General features: G+C 61.7%; 20 protein-coding genes and 1 tRNA gene. 5 read left to right on the top strand and 16 right to left on the bottom strand.

Annotated features, from left to right (window positions below; translation table 11 throughout):
* Window positions 1-10 precede the first annotated feature (10 nt).
* The 3 genes from ACTFPK_RS07660 (at window position 11) to ACTFPK_RS07650 (ending at window position 2092) form a co-directional block, all read left to right on the top strand.
* Window positions 11-925, top strand: a complete 915-nt coding sequence (locus tag ACTFPK_RS07660) for an acyl-CoA thioesterase (protein ID WP_284911970.1) — start codon at window positions 11-13, stop codon at window positions 923-925.
* A 317-nt stretch (window positions 926-1242) separates the two neighbouring features.
* On the top strand, window positions 1243-1473 hold the full coding sequence (locus tag ACTFPK_RS07655; protein WP_274732668.1) for a hypothetical protein: 231 nt from the start codon (window positions 1243-1245) through the stop codon (window positions 1471-1473).
* Window positions 1454-2092: a hypothetical protein gene (locus ACTFPK_RS07650; protein WP_274778572.1), complete on the top strand. Its 639-nt coding sequence runs from the start codon at window positions 1454-1456 to the stop codon at window positions 2090-2092. Before ACTFPK_RS07655 ends, ACTFPK_RS07650 begins: the two co-directional genes overlap by 20 nt.
* Window positions 2093-2316: 224 nt before the next feature.
* Here ACTFPK_RS07650 and ettA read toward each other — a convergent pair whose 3' ends face one another.
* The 4 genes from ettA to ACTFPK_RS07630 all read right to left on the bottom strand — a co-directional run bounded on the left by ettA (window position 2317) and on the right by ACTFPK_RS07630 (window position 8144).
* Complete coding sequence (ettA, locus tag ACTFPK_RS07645; protein WP_126135664.1) at window positions 2317-3996, bottom strand: energy-dependent translational throttle protein EttA; 1680 nt, start codon at window positions 3994-3996, stop codon at window positions 2317-2319.
* 133 nt (window positions 3997-4129) lie between these two features.
* The gene (locus tag ACTFPK_RS07640) at window positions 4130-4699 is read right to left on the bottom strand and encodes a single-stranded DNA-binding protein (protein WP_274733507.1); all 570 of its coding nucleotides are present in this window, start codon (window positions 4697-4699) and stop codon (window positions 4130-4132) included.
* Window positions 4700-5163: 464 nt separating this feature from the next.
* On the bottom strand, window positions 5164-6579 hold the full coding sequence (locus ACTFPK_RS07635) for a GTP-binding protein (RefSeq protein WP_274733505.1): 1416 nt from the start codon (window positions 6577-6579) through the stop codon (window positions 5164-5166).
* 20 nt (window positions 6580-6599) lie between these two features.
* A complete protein-coding gene (locus ACTFPK_RS07630) occupies window positions 6600-8144 on the bottom strand; it encodes a GTPase domain-containing protein (RefSeq protein ID WP_274733504.1) in 1545 nt (514 codons plus the stop codon).
* Window positions 8145-8315: 171 nt separating this feature from the next.
* Between ACTFPK_RS07630 and ACTFPK_RS07625 the strand changes: the two genes are divergently transcribed.
* Together ACTFPK_RS07625 and orn are read left to right on the top strand one after the other, a co-directional pair.
* Window positions 8316-8388, top strand: a tRNA-Arg gene (locus tag ACTFPK_RS07625).
* Between the two features lie 119 nt (window positions 8389-8507).
* Complete coding sequence (gene orn / locus ACTFPK_RS07620) at window positions 8508-9137, top strand: oligoribonuclease (protein WP_126135659.1); 630 nt, start codon at window positions 8508-8510, stop codon at window positions 9135-9137.
* Here the strand turns inward: orn and ACTFPK_RS07615 are convergent, their stop codons facing one another.
* The 12 genes from ACTFPK_RS07615 to ACTFPK_RS07560 form a co-directional block, all read right to left on the bottom strand.
* Entirely contained in the window at window positions 9138-10406 is a 1269-nt protein-coding gene (locus tag ACTFPK_RS07615; RefSeq protein ID WP_274733503.1) for a ferrochelatase, read from the bottom strand.
* Between the two features lie 22 nt (window positions 10407-10428).
* Window positions 10429-11157, bottom strand: a complete 729-nt coding sequence (hemQ, locus tag ACTFPK_RS07610; protein ID WP_274733502.1) for a hydrogen peroxide-dependent heme synthase — start codon at window positions 11155-11157, stop codon at window positions 10429-10431.
* A gap of 248 nt (window positions 11158-11405) precedes the next feature.
* A complete protein-coding gene (locus tag ACTFPK_RS07605; protein WP_274733501.1) occupies window positions 11406-12587 on the bottom strand; it encodes a hydroxymethylglutaryl-CoA synthase in 1182 nt (393 codons plus the stop codon).
* Window positions 12588-13739: a hydroxymethylglutaryl-CoA reductase gene (locus ACTFPK_RS07600; RefSeq protein ID WP_274733500.1), complete on the bottom strand. Its 1152-nt coding sequence runs from the start codon at window positions 13737-13739 to the stop codon at window positions 12588-12590. It abuts the gene before it with no gap.
* 5 nt (window positions 13740-13744) lie between these two features.
* Window positions 13745-14572 carry an amino acid ABC transporter ATP-binding protein gene (locus tag ACTFPK_RS07595; protein WP_274733498.1) on the bottom strand — a complete coding sequence of 276 codons (828 nt, stop codon included), beginning with the start codon at window positions 14570-14572 and terminating at the stop codon, window positions 13745-13747.
* Window positions 14569-15333, bottom strand: a complete 765-nt coding sequence (locus ACTFPK_RS07590; protein WP_274733497.1) for an amino acid ABC transporter permease — start codon at window positions 15331-15333, stop codon at window positions 14569-14571. Before ACTFPK_RS07590 ends, ACTFPK_RS07595 begins: the two co-directional genes overlap by 4 nt.
* On the bottom strand, window positions 15317-15976 hold the full coding sequence (locus ACTFPK_RS07585) for an amino acid ABC transporter permease (RefSeq protein WP_126135654.1): 660 nt from the start codon (window positions 15974-15976) through the stop codon (window positions 15317-15319). The genes ACTFPK_RS07590 and ACTFPK_RS07585 overlap by 17 nt, the downstream gene beginning before the upstream one ends.
* A 127-nt stretch (window positions 15977-16103) precedes the next feature.
* On the bottom strand, window positions 16104-17027 hold the full coding sequence (locus ACTFPK_RS07580; protein WP_274733495.1) for a transporter substrate-binding domain-containing protein: 924 nt from the start codon (window positions 17025-17027) through the stop codon (window positions 16104-16106).
* Window positions 17028-17941: 914 nt separating this feature from the next.
* Window positions 17942-18244, bottom strand: a complete 303-nt coding sequence (locus tag ACTFPK_RS07575) for a HigA family addiction module antitoxin (RefSeq protein ID WP_274733493.1) — start codon at window positions 18242-18244, stop codon at window positions 17942-17944.
* The gene (locus ACTFPK_RS07570; RefSeq protein WP_274733492.1) at window positions 18216-18494 is read right to left on the bottom strand and encodes a type II toxin-antitoxin system RelE/ParE family toxin; all 279 of its coding nucleotides are present in this window, start codon (window positions 18492-18494) and stop codon (window positions 18216-18218) included. Before ACTFPK_RS07570 ends, ACTFPK_RS07575 begins: the two co-directional genes overlap by 29 nt.
* Before the next feature lie 43 nt (window positions 18495-18537).
* Window positions 18538-19698, bottom strand: coding sequence for a type 2 isopentenyl-diphosphate Delta-isomerase (fni, locus tag ACTFPK_RS07565; protein WP_274778571.1), 1161 nt, complete (start codon window positions 19696-19698; stop codon window positions 18538-18540).
* The coding region (locus tag ACTFPK_RS07560; RefSeq protein WP_439911400.1) for a phosphomevalonate kinase at window positions 19695-20780 on the bottom strand (1086 nt) is incomplete at its 5' end. The genes fni and ACTFPK_RS07560, both read right to left, overlap by 4 nt.

Below are 20780 nucleotides of genomic sequence, written 5' to 3'. Positions count from 1 at the left end.
TGAGGAAGATATGCACCACATTGATATACCGGAAACACACACTGAGCCCTTGGCGTCGATTCTCAATAATTTGCGGCTGGAACGCTGCGGGACGGGCCGGTATCGCGGTCAGAACCTCGTGCAGATCACCGGGAAAGTGTACGGCGGGCAGGTGCTCGGGCAGGCCACCATGGCGGCGGCTGACGATGTGCAGCGCTCGCTCGGCATCGGTGAGGATGAGCGGCTGGCGCATTCCATTACCGCGGCTTTCCAGCGGGCCGGGCACCTGGATGAGCCCATCGAGTTCCAGGTGGAGGAGATCAATGATCTGCGGTCTTTCTCTACCCGGAATGTTACGGCGTATCAGGGTGACCGTTTGATTTTCACGGCGCGGGTCTCCTTCCAGCTGCGCCAGCCCGGGCCTACCTTGGCTTCTCCAATGCCGGATGTTCCCGGGCCGGAGGGGCTGGCCTCCTCGGTGGATTTCTTCGGGGCGATGGATAACGTGTACGCGAAAGTGATGTCTTCCACGAACGGGATTGATATGCGGCGGGTGGAAGGCGATATTTACCTGCGGCCCGATCCTTCCGGTTCCCCGCGCCAGCACCTGTGGCTACGTGCGCGCTCACCCATGCCAGCGGGGACCTCGCGTACTCTCCAGCGGGCGATGCTCGGGTATTCCGCGGATCAGTTCATGTTGGAGCCGGCGCTGCGGGCCCTCGGGCTGGCCTGGCTCTCCCGCGGAATTTCAGTGGCCACCCTCGATCACGCGATTTGGTGGCATCGCAATTTTGACATGTCGGAGTGGATTTTGGCGGAGATGAAATGCGTTTCCGCGCAGAACGGGCGCGCCCTCGTGAACGCGAAGTTCTTCCAGGACGGGCGCCATATTGCCTCTATGAGCCAAGAAGGCATGGTCCGCGTGCCGCTGCCGGCCCTCAACTAAGGAAAGTAGTACACCTGATTCCAGGGTGCCGGTAGTAATCTCGCGCCTTGAGGATGGGGAAACAGGAGGAGTTAGGTACCGGCTAGGCGCGATATTTCGCCATATCCGTATATCCGTATATCCGTAGCGAAAGCACTACGAGTTCCCCTCTTCCCTAGCTGTAAGCAACGGGGGTAGAAGTTATCCACAAAATCGGCTCGCGTTGCACTTTTCCACACGGCGGTAAATAGCTCTTTTTTGTGGCTCTGTGCCATGCAAGAATGGCGGAAAAGGAGAAGTAACTACTTCGCCACTAGGCGATCAGAGGAGTGAGACATATGGATATCGCCGAGGATAGGTTGTGCATTCCGGAGCTTACGTTTAACTCGCTTGAAGATGTTCTCAAGCGCAAGGAAGAGATCTTGCAGGAGGTCAGAATGACCCGCGAAGAATTCGACCTACGCGCTGATAACTACCAGCTCGGGCCACAAGAGTCTGACGCTTATTTCGAGATGATAGGCCTGGATCGCTTCGAGGAGTTGTACCGTGGTGAACGAACGTTTGAATGATTATACCGATAAGTTTGCGGCACACTTACAGCTTGTTGGGGAGCTGATGGACCCCGGATTTTCGCTGCGGAGACAAACGGCTCCAAAGGAAGATCTTCCCACAATAAGATTGCTTGGCGATATTCGCGTCGCTCCTCTGCTCATTGTCCGTTTCGATTACGAAGTTTTCCTTAATCCGGAAACCGGCTCTCTCACGGTCAATGAATCAACATTCTCGGTCATCCGAGGAGCAAAAAACAGTGAGCCTTTGGTGCGCTGGGATTATATTCGCTCACCACGCTCAAATATCCCCTGCGCACATGTCCAGGTACATTCCCACCGCGACGAATGGACGCACGCTTTACTCCTGGGTGGTAATCATTCTCGCCGCTCACGCCGGCGCATCAAGAATGAAGCCCGCACTCCGCGTATTGCTGATGTTCATTTCCCCGTAGGCGGGCGCAGATTCCGGCCCTGCCTGGAAGAAATCATCCTTTTCGTTATTGACGAATTCGGAGCAGCGTGCACGCCGCAAGCACGCAAAGCACTCCAGCATGGTATCCGGGAATGGGAGGAGAACCAGCTGCGAGCCGCGGTACGCAATAACCCCACCATCGCACTCCAAGCCCTCGAAGCATAACCACCCGCACTTAAATCGGTACCCGCCCTATAACAGCGAATGAGGTAGCTGTTCGGCTATCACAATAACCGAACAGCTACCTCATATCCGTATACTTATCGCTGCTAACTGGCGGCACTAATCCGCGCTCCCGCCTGCATCCGGCAGGCTCCGACGCACTAGCGTGGCTCGGAACTCGCCTGCGTCGCACGCTATCTGCGAGCGGGCGGAATAGCAGCTAGCCTTTAGCGCGTCAGCTTACGATGAGCACCGGCACCAGGATTGAGTGCGGCTTCGCCCAGGCGTTCCACCTTGTTCTTCTCATAGCCTTCGAAGTTACCTTCGAACCAGTACCACTTCGAGGGATCCTCATCGGTGCCTTCGTAGGCGAGGATGTGAGTGGCTACGCGGTCGAGGAACCAGCGGTCGTGGGTGATAACCACGGCACAACCCGGGAATTGCAAAAGCGCATTTTCCAGAGAAGACAGCGTTTCCACATCCAAGTCGTTCGTCGGTTCGTCAAGGAGAAGCAGGTTGCCGCCCTGCTTGAGGGTGAGAGCCAGGTTGAGGCGGTTGCGTTCCCCGCCGGAAAGCACCCCGGCTTTCTTCTGCTGATCCGGCCCCTTGAAACCAAAAGCGGAAACGTAGGCACGCGATGGCATTTCCACTTGGCCGACCTGGATGTAATCCAGCCCGTCAGAAACAACTTCCCACAGGCTCTTTTCCGGGTCGATACCGGCACGGTTCTGATCCACGTAGGAGATCTTCACCGTTTCCCCGATCTTCAGCTCTCCACCGTCGAGGGGCTCCAGACCAACGATGGTCTTGAAGAGGGTGGTTTTACCCACGCCGTTCGGACCGATAATACCGACGATGCCGTTACGCGGCAGCGAGAAAGAAAGTCCGTCGATGAGCACGCGGTCCCCGAAGCCCTTCTTGAGGTTCTTCGCTTCGATAACCACATTGCCCAGCCGCGGCCCCGGCGGAATCTGGATTTCTTCGAAGTCAAGCTTGCGGGTCCGTTCGGCTTCCGCCGCCATTTCCTCATAGCGTTCCAGACGTGCCTTCGACTTGGCCTGGCGGCCCTTAGCCGAAGAACGCACCCACTCGAGTTCATCCTTGAGGCGCTTGGCGAGCTTGGCATCCTTCTTGCCCTGGATTTCCAAACGATCTTTCTTCGTTTCCAGGTAGGTGGAGTAGTTACCTTCATAGGGGTAAAGGCGGCCGCGGTCCACTTCCGCGATCCACTGCGCCATATTGTCCAGGAAGTAACGGTCGTGCGTGATGGCAATAACCGCGCCCGCGTAGGACTTCAGGTGCTTTTCGAGCCACAGCACGGATTCGGCATCTAGGTGGTTCGTCGGTTCGTCAAGGAGAAGCAGGTCTGGGGCTTCCAGCAGCAGCCGGCACAGGGCCACACGGCGACGTTCCCCACCGGAAAGTACGGATACCGGTGTATCCCCGGGCGGGCAGCGCAGCGCGGCCATGGCCTGCTCCAGCTGAGAGTCCAGATCCCAGGCGTTAGCGGCATCGATTTCCGTTTGCAGCTTGCCCATTTCTTCCATGAGGGCATCGAAGTCAGCATCCGGATTCGCCATTTCTTCACCGATGGCGTTAAAACGGGAGATCTTGTCAAGAATGTCCTTGCGGCCTAGCTGGACGTTCTCCAGGACAGTCTTATCTTCTTCGAGGGGAGGTTCCTGGAGGAGGATACCCACCGTGTAGCCCGGGGAGAGGCGCGCTTCCCCGTTGGAGGGCTCATCCAGCCCTGCCATGATTTTCAAGATTGTTGATTTACCGGCACCGTTCGGACCGACCATGCCGATCTTGGCTCCGGGGAAAAACGCCATGGTGACGTCGTCAAGGATGGTCTTATCCCCCACACGCTTGGAAGCGTGGATCATCTGGTAAATGTATTCAGCCACTTATCCCGTCCTGATTCGCGATTCAGTGCCGCGCACCGCGCTAGGTGTTGCGCGAGCGGCCCAGACCAGTGTACCGAGCCGCCCGCGAAAAGTCCCCCCGATGTGACTGGAACCGGGGTGGAATTGGAATTTCTCAGGCCGAAGAGCGCTGCGCGGCCAGCGCTTCAAAAACGTTCACGCCGATGGCTTCCTCCGGGGCTTCATCCCCTGGCATCGATTCGGAGGGATCACCATTTTCGGTGAGCCAGCGGCTGTCCCCCGGGGTGCTTTCTCCCGCCGCTGTATCCGCGGAATTCACCGCGCCAGCCGATCCGCCATTTGTTTCCGCACCCGGATCCGGGCGAACCTTAACGAAACTAGCCCGCCCGGTGGTGAGCTCTACTCCCACGGCATCGGCAAAGATGGTGAGCCCACGCATGGTGGAACCGTCCTTACCTGTCCATTCGCGCATGTCAAGCCGCCCGCGCACCAGTAGCGGGGTGCCGGTAGTCACCGATGTTTGGATATTGCGCCCGAGGGTGCCGCGCGCCCGCACCGTGTACCAAATAGTATTGCCGTCCTCAAAGCGGTTAGTTTCACGCGAGAAATAGCGCGGTGTCACCCCGAGATTGACAGTAGTGACATCCCCACTGGTGGCATTCTCATAAACTTTCGGGTTGCCGCCGGCATATCCGCGCACCGCGACGATGGTGTCATTAACCATGATGCTGTCCTTTCCCACCGCCACGGGCGGGCGGTGGACACCATCATGACCCGCTGATACACGGGCGGGGAGACCCCTTCACCTGGCTGTGGATAACCACGGCGTTTCGGCAAGATGTGGATAGTGGAGCTACTCGTCTTGCGTAACGCTATCGACTTTCAACCGAATCCCTGAATCCAGGAGCAATCCCAGGTACAGACAGTCAGCGCAGTAATAGCTCGTAGACCGACATCGAGATGAGAAGAGAGCCTAGCAGCGCTTGCGTCCGCTAGACCCTCTCTCAGACATGATGGGAGACCTTGTTCCCACCTTCTGCGCTATTTATTTTACCCCAGCGCTCATATAGAACCCGACGCCGCGAATTATCGGCGGATTATCGATTGTTTTGCCCATATAGATAGTTCTTTTCCGGGGAGTCCACAACACTCGACACATCACGGGCTTAGCTAAACCCGCCGCAGTCGCTACTCCCCGCGCACCACCTGGCGCACCCGTGCGTACTGCTCCAGTACCTCCCGCGCCGGGGCAGCGCAGTGCTTCTCTACCACTGCGATAAGCTGCTCGTTCACCGCGCGTTGGTAGCGGCGTGCCCGGGTGGCCGCGCTGCGGCGTCGTGCCCACCATCCCAGGGCGAAACCGCACAGCACCGCGAGCACCGCTCCGATACCCGCAGCCCACCACGGCACCGCCGCCGCGATACCGGCAGCAACGCATGCCGCCGCAAGCGCCACCCCGGCCAGCACGCCACCCAGCAGCGCCCCGCGCCCGGCGGGCCGCACCGGCACGGCGCGCAACGCCCCACCAATGGCGCGGCGCAAGGAAGCTGCGTCACTCACCTGTTCGTCCAGGCGGCGCGCCCACAGCCGCGGCAAACCGCTACTCGCGTGCGCGAGCCAGGCTTCGCGGTGCGCATCAACCACCGCGGCGGCGGGTTGTTCGGGCGGCGCCACGGCCCGCGAATGCCACCCCACCCCGGCAATAGCCTCGGCCACGGCGGGCACCCCGGAAGCCACCGAGAGCCCGCGCGCGATCTCCTCGGCCTTCTCCGCCTCCAGACGCACCGGCGGCTCCTCCAGCCCCTCCCCCAGGCGCGCCCCGATCTCATCAAGATACGCACCGGTGGTTTCCAACGCGGCATTCGTCAGCCCGGCCGCCTTTTCCAGGGCGTCGCGCAGCGGCTCCAGCCCGCGCCGGTGCAGCGCGGACACCGGGAAAATCGGAACAGAATCAGCGATGCCGTCCGCGCGCAGCAGCTTGCGGATATCCGCGGTAATGGCCTCCGTGCCACCCGCGGGGAGGGTATCGATCTGGTTGAGCACCACGATCATGCGGTCAGCACGTTCGCGCATCGCCGCGATATACGAATCGTGGATGAGGTGATCGGCGTATTTTTGCGGGTCGAGCACCCACACCAACACGTCCACGAGCGGCAAAATGCGATTGACAAGCGCGGAATTACCCAGGCTCACCGAATCGTGGTCGGGCAGGTCAAGGAACACCAGGGAATCAAGCTCGCGCTTCGAGCTGCTCAGCAGCGAATTATGGGAAATGGTGCGGTCCTTTTTCACGCCGAGGGCTTCGAGCACGGGGCGGGCCGCCGGGGACCACACGCACGCGGTGATATCCATGGTGGTGGGCCGCACGTCCCCCGCGTCCGCGAAATTGAGCTCGGTAAGCGCATTGAACAGCGTGGATTTCCCCGAACCGGTACCCCCCGCGAGCGCCGCCACCGTTAGGCCGAGCCCGGCCTCCAGGCGCCCGGAAATTTCCTCCAGTTCCCGCTCGGCACGCTGAAGCACATACGGATCGAACAGATCTTTTCCTGTTGCGACGACGCCGCGCAGCTGCTCCAACCGCTCGGTCACGGTGCCTGTGTCCATGAGCTTCTTTCCTTCCTCCACTAGAACCTGTCTTTAAATTCGACGGCGCGCAGCCGGAGCGTGCGCCCCGAACCGAGCTCCACATCGCCAAGCTGGCTGCGGAACACCTCCGTGACCTCGGTGATTGCCCCGTCGAGGAGCCGCGCGAGTTCTTCGCGTGCCTCGCGCACGGCCGCGCCCCGGTAGAGCCCGTCGGCTAGGGCGCGCGCCCCGTTCACTCCCCCGGCCGCAGCCCCGAGCACCGCGGCCATCCCGGCGATGCCGAACCAGCGGGTAGGCGGTGCGGCGTGGGCGGCACTTTTCAGGTAGCTCATCCACGCGGAGAAAGCGCGGAAACGGATGGCATCCAGGTCGAGGGCGGCGCGAGCGCTCGCTGCGAGTTCGCGGGTGTCAATGACCCCGCCGGCCCAGGCGGTAAGGATAGCTTCGCTGGCATCGCTGAGCTGCTGGGTGAGGGTGACATCCGCGGCGGTGCGCACCGCTTCAAAAACAGTGGTCATGGCAGCGTCACGCGCCCCGCTACGCCTGCGGGCCCCCAGGCCGGGGGCGGCGGCCGGGTTAATGCCGGCCAGCGGCCCGCCGCTCGATGCGGCGGAAAGCCAGGCGGTGGTGGGAGCCCCGGCCCCGAAACGCCCGCTGAGCGCGGCTTTACGCAAGGCACCGCGCGGCGCGGCAGCGGATTTCTCCACCACGGTGCGCAGGTGCTCCACCGCTTCGGCCTGCATTTCCACCGCCGCAGCGATATGTTCTAGGCGCTCACCCATATGCGGGAACATAGCGGCATCCGCCCGGGTGATGAGCGCCCTACCGAAGCCGGTTTCCGACATGGATGCAAGCCACTGGCGCAGCTCGGCCACGCTGGCGGGGGGCAGTAGCCCGGCGGTGGGCCCGTTATCGGCCACAATGAGGAGCGGGGAGTCCCCCAGCCCTGAGCTTTCCATGCGGCGCGCCAAGTCCGCGCGCACCGTGGGGGCGGCGCTCGCGGGGACCCGGTTGAGCACCACCGCGGTGGTCACTCCGCGCCCGTGCGCATCGGTGAGCACCGACCAGGCGGTGGCATCCCCGTAGCGGGAGGCGGTGGTCACAAAGATCCACAGGTCCGCGCTATTGAGAAGCGTGCGGGCCAGGGCGCGGTTATCGGCATCCACGGAGTCCAGATCGGGAGCGTCCACGAGCACGAGTCCGGGAATCGCACCCGCGCTTTCCCGCACGTCCGCCAGAGTGGTGAGCACGTGGCCTTCCAGCAGCGGAGCATCATCCGGGTGCACGGCGATAACCGGGGTGCGGGTGGTGGGGCGCAGCACCGAGGCGGCGGAAAGTTCTTCCCCGAAAAGCGAGTTGAAGAGAGTGGATTTCCCGGCCCCCGAGGAGCCACCGAGTACCACCACCGCCGGGGTGGCCTCGCGTTCCATCCGTGGGAGCACCCGGTTTTTCAGCTGAGTGATGAGCTGGGTGCGCTCCGCTTCGATATCGCGCGAGCCGGGCAAGGCAAGGGGGAAACGCGCTTTATCGAGCGCGTCGATAGTGCGAGCGATAAGACGAGGAACATCACGATATTGAGCCACCCCTCTATTGTTCACTATTTTGACGCGGGCGCGTAGTTTTAACCCCGCCGCCGATTCGGGTACATTAAGAGCGCTACTTGCAGATTTGGTACGTTCTTGCATATTTGCACGTTCTTACCGATTTTGCAGATTTTGCGCATTTGTGCAACTCGTGCATAATCTGCATGTTATGCCCCTGTAGCTCAGTGGATAGAGCACCGGACTTCTAATCCGTCGGTCGAAGGTTCGAATCCTTTCGGGGGCGCTCTTGTTTCGAGCCACTGCGCGGCGGCTGTTTCGAGCCACTGCGCGGCGTCGTCGTACCTTCCTTTCCCCACGCGGACCGCAGCCACCCGCCCGCGTGCGTGTGCTTAGAATGGAGGGGTGAGTTACCACGATCTAAACGATCCGATTGTCTGGATCGATTGCGAAATGACAGGTTTGGATCCCCAGCGTGATGAGCTGGTGGAAATTTCCGTTGTCGTGACGGACGGCAACCTCCACCCGGTAGACGCAGGCATCGATATTATTATTAAGCCCTCCGCCGCGGCGGCCGCGCAGATGAACGATTTTGTGCGCGATATGCACACGTCCTCCGGCCTCATCGAGGAGTGGGAGAACGGGGTAAGCGTGGCGCAGGCGCAGGAGCAGGTGCTCGCCTACCTCAAGGAGCGGGTGCCGGAAGGCAAGGCGCCGCTAGGGGGTAATTCGGTGGGCACCGATAAGACCTTCCTCACCGCATACATGCCTGAGCTGGTCGATTACCTCCACTATCGCATTATTGACGTCTCCTCCATTAAGGAGCTGACGAAGCGCTGGTACCCCAAGGCGTATTTTGTGTCCCCGGAGAAGTTCGGGCACCACCGGGCCCTCGGTGATATTTACGATTCCATCGACGAGCTGCGCTATTACCGCGCGGTGCTCTTCCCGGAAAGCGTGGACACCGAGGTCGCCCAGCAGGCCGCACGCCAGGTAGAAGGCGAAACGAAGCGGCTGGCCGCAGCCGGCGAATAACTACGCCTCTACGCCCTCCCCGATGAAGCCGCCAATGGCGCGCAATTCGGGCAGGTGCGGATTCCGGCACGAGTGCGCCGGGCACAGATCGAACCACGGGCCCATCTCGGTGAGGTGGGCCCGCTGCGCGCGCGGACGCCCCTCCAGGCGCTCCTCCACCAGATCGGCCAGGCCGGCCACGAAAGCCGGATGCGTTTCCGGGGTGGAGACCCGCGCGAAAGCCAGGCCGCACTGCTGCGCGGTGGCCCGGGCTTCGTTGTCCAGATCCCACAGCACTTCCATGTGATCGGATACAAAACCGATAGGAACGACGACGACAGCCCGCCGCCCGCGCCCCGGCAAAGTTTCGATCACGTCATTAATATCGGGTTCCAGCCACGGAATATGAGGCGGGCCGGAGCGGGACTGGAAGACCATCTGCCAGCTCAGGCGGGCCCCCACCCGCTCCTCTACCGCGCTACGGATAGCATCGCGCACCGCTTCGTGCTGGCGCAGGTAGAGTCCGCCACCCAGTTCGGGCGGGCCGGATAGCTCATTGGCCCGGTTGGGGATGGAATGCGTGGTGAAGAGGACTTCGACCTCGTCCGCCGCGAAACCACGCTCGCGCATCTGGGTATAGGCAGCCGCGAGCCCCTCGATAAAGGGGGTCACGAAACCGGGGTGATCGAAGAATTCCCGGAGTTTATCCACCCGCATATCCTCGGGGATCTGCGCGTATTCGAGCGCGTCCGCGAAATCCTCCCGGTACTGCCGGCAGGAAGAATATCCCGAATACGCCGAGGTGGGAACGGCCAGGAGCGTGCGGTGGCCGTCCTCGTAGGCATCGCGCACCACTTCCCAAATATAGGGTTCCCAATTGCGGTTGCCCCAGTAGACGGGGATAGCGTGGCCGCGCCGGGCCAGCTCGCTTTCCAGGCGGGAGCGCAGCGCCGCGTTTTGCCCGTTGATGGGCGAGCTGCCCCCGTTGAGGCGGTAGTGCACCGCCACTTCTTCGAGGCGGTCATCGGGGATGCCGCGCCCGGCCGTGACATTGCGTAGGAAGGGCAGCACATCTTCCTGGCCGTTGGGCCCGCCGAAGGAGGCGAGCACGATGGCGTCATAGGCGGTCGGTTCACTCACCCAGTGTTCCCCGCGCGCGGCGGCGTGCTGCACGGCGGGGCTTCCCGCCAGAATATGCTCGCCCGGGGCGCGGGTGATGCGCGTGGCACGCGGAGCTTTCCGTTCGGCCACCAGGGCGGCGCTGGTCTGTTGGCTGGCTTGGTAGTCCATGAGTCTCCTGTGTCAGCGCTGTTTAGGCTTCGTACCGCAGAATCTTGGCTAGTTCGCTCGTTTCGCAACGGCGCCCGAAGAAGAAGGGAGTTTCGTGCTTCATCCACCGGCGCGCCTGGGTGTAACGCATGGCGCGCATGAGGTCCACGATCTGGGTGGGATCTTCGGCTTCAAAAGCGAGCATCCACTCGTAATTCGACATCCCGAAGCACGCGACGGTATTGGCGAGGATCCCCTCAAATTTCGAGGCGGCCATCCCGTGTTCACGCAGGTGCACGGCGCGTTCCTTGCCGTCCATGAGGTACCAATCCGCGTGGCGCACGAAGGGGTAGGTGCACAGCCAGGTCAGCGGCTTATCACCGACCAGGAAAGCCGGGGCGTGCATGCGGTTAAATTCCGCGGCCACGTGCACCCCGGGAACCTGCCAGGTCACGTCAAGATTCTCGAAAAGCGGGGTGGTACGCAGGTCACGCATGAAATCTTGGAGCGGGGCAAGCTCTTTTCCGTGCACCCACACCATGAGATCGGCATGCTCATGCAAATTGGATAGATCGTAGAAGCCACGCAGGGTGACCTCCGGGTGCGCGGCAATAACGTCATCGATGCGCGCCGTGGCACCGGAAAGATCCGCGGGGGCCGGGCTGCCGGCCGGGCGATGAACAACAGTGTAAATCGTGTATTCGGTATCAGGATGGTGGTCGCCGCCGGAGACGCTCCAGTTCGGTTCCACATCTGCGGGTCGTTGAGTCATGTTCCCCATCGTACTGTCTCCTAAGTCTTTCGTCACTTGACACGCGCAGAAAAACTGTATCAGATTTCGGAGACTGCCGATTTTCGCCCGGTCCGGCGCGGGTGGTACCCCTCCAGTATGGCCGAATTTCTATGCACGGGGCGATTATTTTGCAGGGCGCCGCACGCGCGGGTGTCGCCATCTTGGTACGACGACGCCGCCCCGCCGCCACGCCCCCGCCGCGCAGCGCTGTTCACCCGGCGCGGGGCTCAGGCTCGGCTACCGCTCCGCACCTCGTACTGGCGCACCCCGGAGCTGACCCCGGCGAAGCGGAAGGGGGCGGTGGTCTGCGGCGGCGTCGAAAAATCGGCGGCGTCGGTGCGCAGGGAGCCGTGCAGGACGCGGTAGGTGGGGAAATCGATGGTTTCGCGCGCGGCGAGCAGCGCGGCCACGCCCTCGGCATCGGCCCCGGTTTCCCGCAGCCGCTCGCGGTAGCCGGCCACCGGAATACCGGTGAAGAATTCCGCCACCGCTCCCGAGCCGTAGGAGAACAGCCCGATAGCAGTATCGGTGAGGTCGGCCGGGTCGGTGCCGAGCAGAGAAAGAATGCCAATGTAGAGGGCGGCCGTATAGGAGTTGCCGATCTGGCGCCCGTAAGCAAGGCCGCTTTCGATTACCTCATCCCCGCGCGAGTCACCCGTGTGAGCCATGAGGCGAGCGTGAGCCTTGCGAGCCATTTTCCCGAAGGGCTGGTGATGCACAAAACGAGCCAGTTGAGCTGCGGGAATGCCGCCCTGTTCCAGGTAGTCATCGTAGGCCCCGGTAAGGGCATCCATATAGGCGTCCATGGAAAGGTGGCCGTCCACCAGCGGGGTGCTGGAATCATTCGGGCGCCAAAAATCATTAATATCCGCGGTGTATACGCCGCTTACCGCGGGGATGCGCAGCAGGCGCGGCTCCGCGCTGACGAGGAAAGCCACGGCACCGGCTCCCTGGGTGGGCTCCCCGGATCCGCCCGCCGCGTAGCGGGCGATATCCGCGGCGATGACCAGCACCTTTTCCTTCGGGTGGCGCGCCACGATACCCAGGGCGCTTTGCAGCGCCGCGGTGCCCCCGTAACAGGCTTCTTTCATTTCCACGGTGCGCACATGGCGCGGCAGCTCAAGGAGAGCATGGAGGAAAACCCCGGCGGATTTCGATTGATCCACCCCGGATTCGGTAGCGAAAATGACGGTGCGGATTCCCGCGGTACCGGTGGCGGCCAGGAGGCGTGCCCCGGCCTGGGCCCCCAGGGTGACGGCGTCCTCATCGAGGGCCGGGATGCTCATATGTTCTTGGCCGAGCCCCACGTGGTACTTACCCACGGGCACATCCAGGGCCTCCGCCATATCCGCGAGCGGCAGGCAGTAATGCGAAGTAGCGCAAGCGAGTGCGTCAATGCCGATATTCACTTAGTCCTCCTTAGCGCGTGAGTGCTGCTCCGCTGCGCGGGCACCGGATTCACCCGCGGGAACACTGTTCACCGAAGCACTGTTCACCGGTGCGGGCGCTCCGCCGCGTTCAAATTTACGGTGCGCGTGCATAAGCTCACCCGGATTCGTTTGCGCGGCCAACAAGGACAGCTCCCCGCACAGCACGGTAGCCGCGATCATGGCCGCCAGGCGCCGGGAGTTTTCCCCGGCCGGCCGGCTCCGGTCCGCCAGGTCCATGCGCTCCATGACCGCTTCAATGCCGGGGAGGTCCTTACCGTTCCCCACGGTTCCCACAATGAGATTCGGGAGGGTGCAGGACACGTAAAGCCCGCCTTCGCGTTCTTCCACGTGGGTGAAGCCCTGGGAGCCCTCCACAATATTGGCGGCATCCTGCCCGGTGGCCAGGTAGACAGCCAGCAGCATATTGGCGTAGTGGGCATTGGCCGAGCGCACCGCCCCGGCGAGCGTGGAGCCCACCCAATTTTTGCGGTAATTCAGTTCGGCGATCCGGTGCGCATCACTGCGCAGGCGCCGGGCGATCACCTCGTCCGGAATGAAAATATCAGCGATGGTGCGCCGCCCGCGCCCCAGAATCCCGTTGACGGCGGAGGGCTTTTTATCGATGCAGTAATTCCCGGAAATGGATCCGTACTCCAGCTCCGGGCATACCGCTGCTATCGCGCTCATCAGCGCCTCGGCGGCCTGGGTGGCCATATTGTGGCCCGAGGCATCCCCGGTGGAGAATTCGAAACGCACAAAAAGCAAATTCCCCACCACTTCGGGGTGGATATCCAGCAGGCGCGCGAAGCGCGACTGCCCGGCCACCACCCGCTCCCACTCGGAGCGCCGCGCCGCGATGGCGGTGACCGCGCGGAGAGCCGCCGCGGCGTCGTCGGCAATAAAAAGCACCGAGCGGGACATGCGCTCATCGGCCACGCAGACGCGGATACCCCCCTCCACCATGCGCGAGACATCCGCGCCGCGGTTGCACGAAGGCCACAGCGGCGTTTCATACGTGGCGAGCGGGACTTCCACGGCGCCGCTCAGCACGGGGCCGGAGATGTGAATGGGGCCCACCCATTTGGTGGGGATGGGGGTCTGCGAGTCCGGGGTGATTCTCGAGTCAGTCACGCCGCTCAGTCTACCGGCTCAAAAACGAATGTCTTGAGGAAGGCGCGGGCGCGCGCCGAGGCAGGACTGGTGAAGAAGCGCTCGGGGCTATCGATTTCCACGATCTTCCCGGCATCCATAAAGACCACGCGGTCGGCAATGGCCCGCGCAAAACTCATTTCGTGGGTGACGAGCAGCATCGTCATCCCACCGCCGGCTAGCTCCAGCACCACATCCAACACTTCGCGCACCATCTCCGGATCCAGCGAGGCGGTGATTTCGTCCAGGAGCAGCACCTCCGGCTCCATCATGAGGGCACGCACAATCGCCACCCGCTGCTTCTGCCCGCCGGAAAGCTGGCTGGGGCGCGCATCGGCGCGGCTCGCCAAGCCGACGCGGTCGAGCAACGCGAGGGCGCGTGCGCGGGTGGGGCCGGTGGGTGCCTTGCGTACCACGCGCGGGGCGAGGAGCAGATTCTCGAGGACCGACAGGTGCGGGAAGAGCTCGTAGTTCTGGAAAACCATACCGATGCGGGCCCGCGCCGCGGTCCAGTCCGTGCCCGGTTCCGCGAGGTTCTGTTCACCGTAGGAGATGCTGCCGGATTGGATATCCTCCAGTCCGTTGATGGTGCGCAGCAGCGTGGATTTGCCGCATCCAGATGGGCCGACGACGACAACAACTTCGGAGGGCGCCACTTCCAGCGAAATACCTTGGAGGGCATGCACGCCATTTGGGTAGGTTTTGTCGACGTCGACCAAACGCAGCGTTTGTACATGCCAGGCCGCGCCACGCAAAGCGAGCGGGCTGGGTGCGAGGGCAGGGTCAAGGGGCTGTGAATATGCCGGGCTTGTCATAGTGCCAGTTTCCTTTCCAAGTGGCGCGAATAAGCGGAAATCGTGTAGCAAACCACGAAGTAGATGAGGAAGACCGCGCCGTAAATCCACAGTGCGGCATCCGGGTAGTCGAAGCGTTCCCGGTCGATAATCGACTGGGCAACTTTGAGGATTTCGATGACGCCGATGAGGGAGACGAGCGCCGTCGTTTTAATCATGCGGGTTGTGAGATTGACCGTGAGGGGGATGAGCTGGCGGATCGCCTGCGGGAGAATCACGTGGCGTTGCAGCTGGCGGGTGGAGAGCCCGAGCGCACGGGCGGATTCGTATTGGTGGGCGGGTACGGCGGCAATGGCGCCGCGCACCAGGTCCCCCATCTCCGCCGTCCCCCACAGGGTGAAAACGATAATCGCGGCGAGCTCGCCGGACATATCGAGGTGGAAGGTGCGGGTGGAATCGAAGTAGACGATGAAGAGGAGAACCACTTGCGGGATGATGCGTAGCACCTCCACGTAAGCGCGGGTGAGGAAACGGACCAGGCGCGAGCGCACGTCCATGACCAGGCCCAGGAGGGTGCCGAAAACGAGGGAGAGCGCCATTGCGATGAGGGCGATGCGCACTGAAACCCACAGCCCTTGGAAGAGGAGGGAGATATTTTCCGGGTCGAGGAGCGGGCGCCAGCCTTCCCCGCCGGTGGTGGAGGTGGTGGGCGTGAGGGCGTCGGGCGGCGTCGTTACATACGCGGATACGGAAGCGAAGGTGGCGTTAGCGAACGGCAGCATAGCGGCGCATCCTCCCTTCCAGCCAGCGTGCCCCGAGGGCCACGGGAAGCAAAATAATTGTGTAGCACACCGTCAGGAGCAGGAGGGATTCCTGCGTGGTGGATTGCAGGCCCATGTGTTCGCGGGCCAGGTACATGAGGTCCGGAACGGCGACGACGTACACCACCGACGTCTCTTTGACGAGGAAAATAATATTCGCGGTGAGCGCCGGCATCGCTACCGCAACCGCCTGCGGGAGCAGTATCCGGGTGAGAACCTGGCGGCGGGTAAGCCCGAGGGCAAGGGCAGATTCACGCTGGATACGCGGCACCGAGTCCAGGCCGGAACGGAAAGCTTCCGCCATATAGGAGCCACCCAGGAAGGTCAGCCCGATAATCGCACAGGTTTCCCCGGTGAGGGTAAGTCCAATTTTCGGGAGGCCGAAATAGAGAAAGAAAAGCTGGACAAGGAGCGGGGTATTGCGCGATAGCTCGATGTAGACAGCCACGAGCTGGCGTGCAATAGGAACCCGGAAATGCACGAGCGCGGCGCACACCCATCCGAGGAGGAGGGAGGCGGCCACGCCGATGGCGCCGATGCGGAGCGTGACAAGCATGGCCTGCATATACAGGGGCCACGCTTCGCTCAGTACTGATAGATCCATGAAATATCCTCGCTGGGGTTTGGCTGTGCTAGAAGTTCTCTCCGCGGCGCGGGCCGCCCGCTCGGTTCACGGCGGGCGGCCGGTTGAGGCCATTAGGACGGCCCGCGCCTGCGGGAGGAGGGAACTCTTAGCGAGCCCCGCCTTCGATCACGAGTTCATCGGGCGAGATCGCGGTGCCGTAGACCGGGGCGAGGGTCTGCTCGAAGTTCTTGTGGAAGAAATTCTCTTTGCCCAGCTCCACAAGGTTGTTATTGATCCAGTCGCGCAGCTGGGTATTCCCCTGCTGGACAGCCGCCGCGATGGTGGATTCTTCTCCGAAAGAGGAAATACCTGTCACGAAATCCTTGTTTTGTTCGGTGAAAGCAAGGGCCTCGGTGTTGTCTGTGATCCACACGTCCCCGCGCCCATCGGTGAGGGCATTCGTGGCTTCGGTGTACTGCTCGTACTTCGTCACCTTCCACTCCGGATGGTTGGCGGTAATCCACGCGTCCTGACTGGTGCCCTTGACGATAATAATATTTTTATTCGCGAGTTCCGTTTCCGAACGCACCGGGTTCTTCGCGCTGGAAACAGCACCGAAAGATACCTTCATGTACGGGTTGGCGAAGTCCACCTGCGCGGCACGTTCCGGAGTCACCGTGAAGTTCGCGAGGATAATATCAACCTTCCCGGATTTGAGGAATTCCACCCGCGAGGAGGCATCCACCGGGACCCATTCAACCTTGACACCCAGGTCTTTACCGATGCGTTCCCCGTAAACGATGTCGTAGCCTTCGTAGGTGTTTTTCCCAACGAGAGAGCCAAAAGGTGCCTTATCAGCAAAGGTGCCGATCTTGATGGTTCCGGCTTCTTTGATCTGTTCGGGGGTGCGGGCCCCCACGGTGGCGCTTTCTGCGCCGGCCCCGGAACCGGAGGCAGTACCGGCGGCGGAGTCACCCGAGCCGGATATATCCGGGCTAGAGCACCCGGTAAGGGCCATGGTGAGCGCCGCCAGGGCGGAAAGCCCGCCCAGGACGCGACGACGAATACGTGAGGTTTGTGCAGATGCCACGGTTCTTCCTTACTTGGTGTTGGGTTGACCGTGGATAATGCGGGATTTTGGGAACGAGACGCAAGGCCGTGCCACCGCGGACATCGCATTATCCACAATTGTGCTAATCCCCGGGAATCGAGCGCCGGGGTGCCGCTTGTCCGCGCTGGCTATCCGAAAATGCCCGGCCGTTAGGTATGAGGGCAGCTAATTTTCGGGTTCCGCTGGCGAACTAGCGACAGCAACACATGCAACACATGGGGCACATGCAGGTACGCACGCAGGCACCGCGCATCGCGGTGTGCATCTGAGTGGTCCTGTTCGCCATGGGAATTACGTTAGGCGCTCGCCGCCCAGAAATCCAGTTGAGGAAAGAACCACCTCTGTGGGACATATCATAAGCCGGTGTGGGAGTGGGGTTATTAGGGCAGGTCAGATACGGTGTCGGTGCGGCGTCGTTTTACAGGGACGCAACGCTGAGATGCGGCAACCTCACGTACCTCAGCAGTCACATGAGCCTCGGCGGGAGACGGTATGTTTTTCACAGCTGTACTTCGCATGTCGTACGAGCGCAGTACAGTTCCCGAGAACTACCACACGAAAAGAGCGAGTAATACCATCCGCTACGTCGCGTCAAAGAGAAGAGGATTTGACGGTCATCACATTACCTTTTGATCTGAATGGATTACGCGCAATGCGTATCCGCAGATCTCGGCCTTTACTACTTTTTACATCTTATACATCTTAGGAAGACGGATCGTTGGGTGCGGCATCGCTATCGCGTGCGCCCGGCAACAGCACTGCGTGAGCGCGCCCCCAAGAGTCGAAACTTTGCAATGACGGCAAATACGCTCACGAATCCACCCACTAGCCAACCAGGGCCTGCAGTTTTGGTTACACTAGGCGTGCAGATTCAACTCGCGCCTAACAGTAAATTAGGCAACAAGCGGATTAATACTCTCGACTTCAGATGCATCAAAAGAGAGAACGTCAAAATCGCGCTGCAAATTCACCCAAAATTGCGGGGTTGTCCCGAGAGCCTTCGATAACCTAAACGCCATAGGAACACTGATAGAACGCTTACCGGAAATAATCTCCCCAATGGCCGTTTGAGATGCCCCAATAGTCTTGGCGAGGCGGTAAGGAGTGATTCCCAGAGGTTCAAGAAATTCTTCTTTCAGAATCTCGCCCGGGGTCGAAAGATACTGGTTAGTGGTAGTCGCAGAAATAGACATCATAAGCCTCCTGTGTTTCATTATCCCAGCGGAACACAACCCGCCATTGATTATTCACGCGGATACTCCAATACCCGCGAAGATTACCCGAAAGTGCCTCAAGTCGGTTTCCCGGCGGCTGGCGAAGATCGTGCACACTTCTCGCAGCGTTCAACATCTGCAATCGCCGGGTAAGTTGTTTTTGCAAACCGGCCGGATAACGCCTCGGGTAGGGACCTCCTCGGAAGAAAGCGTACAGATCAGGATCGCGCACTCTCATTTCTCAATACTAACGTGGTGCGAGAGTATTAGCAATGCTATATATCTGTTGCATGACACAAACTCGTGTGCGCCGCACCACGCCGCGCGTACGACTCAAGATCGACGCCGCGCAGCCGGGCCCGTTCGGCCAGCTCCCCGGTAATGAACACCTGGCACTGCCGCGCCGCACTGACCGTCCGCACCCCGAGCAGCGCCAGCAGCGCGCGCACCTGATCGCGCCAGGAACGCAGCCCAGCCACCGCAGCGGCCTCCCCCTGGATAGCCAGCTCGAGGAATTGGCGAGCCACGCCAGCCGCCCGGGCACCCAAAATAAGCGCACGGACGACGTCGAAAGGAGTGCGCACCCCGCCCGAGGCCAGCAGGTCAAGCCCGCTTTCGGCCTCCGCTTCGAGGAGGCAGAGCGGGGCGGATTGGCCAAATCCATCCAGGTAGGAGTACTCGCGCGCTTCCCGCCGGGAGTTTTCAATACGGGCGAAGTCCGTGCCGCCCACTCCCCCGACGTCGACCACCTGCACACCTAGATCCGCGAGAACACGTTGCGTTTCCCGCGAGATCCCGAATCCCACTTCTTTGACGATCACCGGCACTCCGGCCTGCGCCACGATTTCTTCCACCGAGGCACGCCAGCCGGAAAATTCGCGTTCCCCTTCGGGCATAACAATTTCTTGCCCGGCATTGAGATGGAGCTGGAGTGCGTCCGCTTCCAGAAGTTCAACCACGCGCCGGGCATCCGCGCCGCTGCGCCCCACCCCAATATTTCCCATGACGAAACCGCGCGGATTTTCTTCCCGAATCACGGTAAAAGAAGAAGCCGTGCTCGGATCATCAAGGGCCACCGAGGCGGACCCACTTGCCATCGGCACGCCTACCTCCCGCGCCGCGATGGCCAACACTCGGTTAATCTTCCCGGTTGCCTCCGTGCCCCCGGTCATCCCGTTGATATAAAAGGGCACCGGCCAGCTAAACGTCCCGACCCGGGTAGACAGGTCCACCGCCGCCACATCACAAGCGGCCAAAGCGTGGTGAACAGGGTTCACACAGTCGAAATCATTGCGACGGATTTCCTGCGCACGCGCCAGGGCTACGTGCTCGTCTTTGCGCGCCGCCCGGGAAGTATCCTGCCGCGCACCAACCCCATCGCCCGCACCGCGCGAATCTCTAGCCCCAGCCGCGCCGGCAGCATTCGCCGGGCTCATCCTTCCACCACCGTAAGGTCGAGCGGTTCGACGCCACCTGCGCGCCAGCCCCGATATACCGCGTCTTTATCCACATCGCTTCCTACCAGGGCGATCCCGCAATCACCCCCGCCAGCTCCGGATGATTTGGCAGCTCCCCCCAGCCCGGCGGCGACGTCGCACAAATGAGTCAGGCTCTCGGTTTCGATAGTGATACCCGAGCTGGCGCCCAGCTGGCGCAGAAGCCGGCGCGCGGCGGTAACCTCGGCACCGATGCGGCCACCAGTGCGCAACTGGGTGGCCAGGCGCTCCACTACATCCTCGTATTCGTCTAGGAAACCGGGGAAGTAGGCGCCGCGAGAACGAGCCTGTACCCCGGAAACCAGATGCTCGGTGGAGGCAGGCAAGCCGGTCCACCCCACCAGGAGTTCTTCGTGGACGGGAGCGGGCAGCGATTCCACCGCCCAGCAATCCCACGCCGGGGCGTTCAACGTTTCGGTCACGCTGTGGCTGCGCGCGTATTCGCTCAGGCCCGCGCGGTCCGGGGAACGGTAGTAGACCCAACCGCGGTAGGTGGAGGCGGCAATATCCCCACCCGAGGCCCGCGGGGCCCGCTCCAAAACGGAAAGCAGCGCGATCTTATAGCGTTCCTCCAGGGTGAGTTTGAGATGGTAAAAACGGTTGAGCACATCCACGATTGCTACCGTTACCGCGGCCGAGGAACCCAGGCCGTATTTGCGGCCGTCCTCTTCGACCAAACCGGAGGTGATATCAAGGTTGTAGTGGCGGGCCTCGAGGCCGCGTTCACTGCGCAGCGCCTCAACAGTGCGGATCGCATTGGCAGCGTAATCGGAGCCAATATCATCAAAAACAGGGAGCGCGTTTTCGTGGCGCCAGTAGAGAGGTGCGAAACCGTTGCCGTGCGAACGTACCAGCCCGGAGCCTTCCGCCGGGGTAAGAACGACGTCGATAAAACGGTTCACCGCGATAAGAATCGCTGGCCGGCCGGCCTCCACCACGGCGTACTCCCCCGCGATATAAAGCTTGCCCGGCGCATTGGCATGGATGCGTACGGGAGCCTCCTGCATCTCTGTTTCGCTCAC

Origin of the sequence: Actinotignum sp. UMB0459, from assembly GCF_051905915.1 — a bacterium.
GTDB lineage: Bacteria > Actinomycetota > Actinomycetes > Actinomycetales > Actinomycetaceae > Actinotignum > Actinotignum sanguinis.
This window is presented reverse-complemented; position numbering and strand designations above follow the sequence as displayed.

What these genes read in the sequence shown, in the direction of transcription:
- ACTFPK_RS07660 (WP_284911970.1), top strand. Translation starts at nt 11, where the DNA reads ATGCACCACATTGATATACCGGAAACACACACTGAGCCCTTGGCGTCG.
- ACTFPK_RS07655 (WP_274732668.1), top strand. Translation starts at nt 1,243, where the DNA reads ATGGATATCGCCGAGGATAGGTTGTGCATTCCGGAGCTTACGTTTAAC.
- ACTFPK_RS07640 (WP_274733507.1), bottom strand. Translation starts at nt 4,699, where the DNA reads ATGGTTAATGACACCATCGTCGCGGTGCGCGGATATGCCGGCGGCAAC.
- ACTFPK_RS07635 (WP_274733505.1), bottom strand. Translation starts at nt 6,579, where the DNA reads ATGGACACAGGCACCGTGACCGAGCGGTTGGAGCAGCTGCGCGGCGTC.
- ACTFPK_RS07615 (WP_274733503.1), bottom strand. Translation starts at nt 10,406, where the DNA reads ATGGACTACCAAGCCAGCCAACAGACCAGCGCCGCCCTGGTGGCCGAA.
- hemQ (WP_274733502.1), bottom strand. Translation starts at nt 11,157, where the DNA reads ATGACTCAACGACCCGCAGATGTGGAACCGAACTGGAGCGTCTCCGGC.
- ACTFPK_RS07595 (WP_274733498.1), bottom strand. Translation starts at nt 14,572, where the DNA reads ATGACAAGCCCGGCATATTCACAGCCCCTTGACCCTGCCCTCGCACCC.
- ACTFPK_RS07590 (WP_274733497.1), bottom strand. Translation starts at nt 15,333, where the DNA reads ATGCTGCCGTTCGCTAACGCCACCTTCGCTTCCGTATCCGCGTATGTA.
- ACTFPK_RS07585 (WP_126135654.1), bottom strand. Translation starts at nt 15,976, where the DNA reads ATGGATCTATCAGTACTGAGCGAAGCGTGGCCCCTGTATATGCAGGCC.
- ACTFPK_RS07575 (WP_274733493.1), bottom strand. Translation starts at nt 18,244, where the DNA reads ATGATGTCTATTTCTGCGACTACCACTAACCAGTATCTTTCGACCCCG.
- fni (WP_274778571.1), bottom strand. Translation starts at nt 19,698, where the DNA reads ATGAGCCCGGCGAATGCTGCCGGCGCGGCTGGGGCTAGAGATTCGCGC.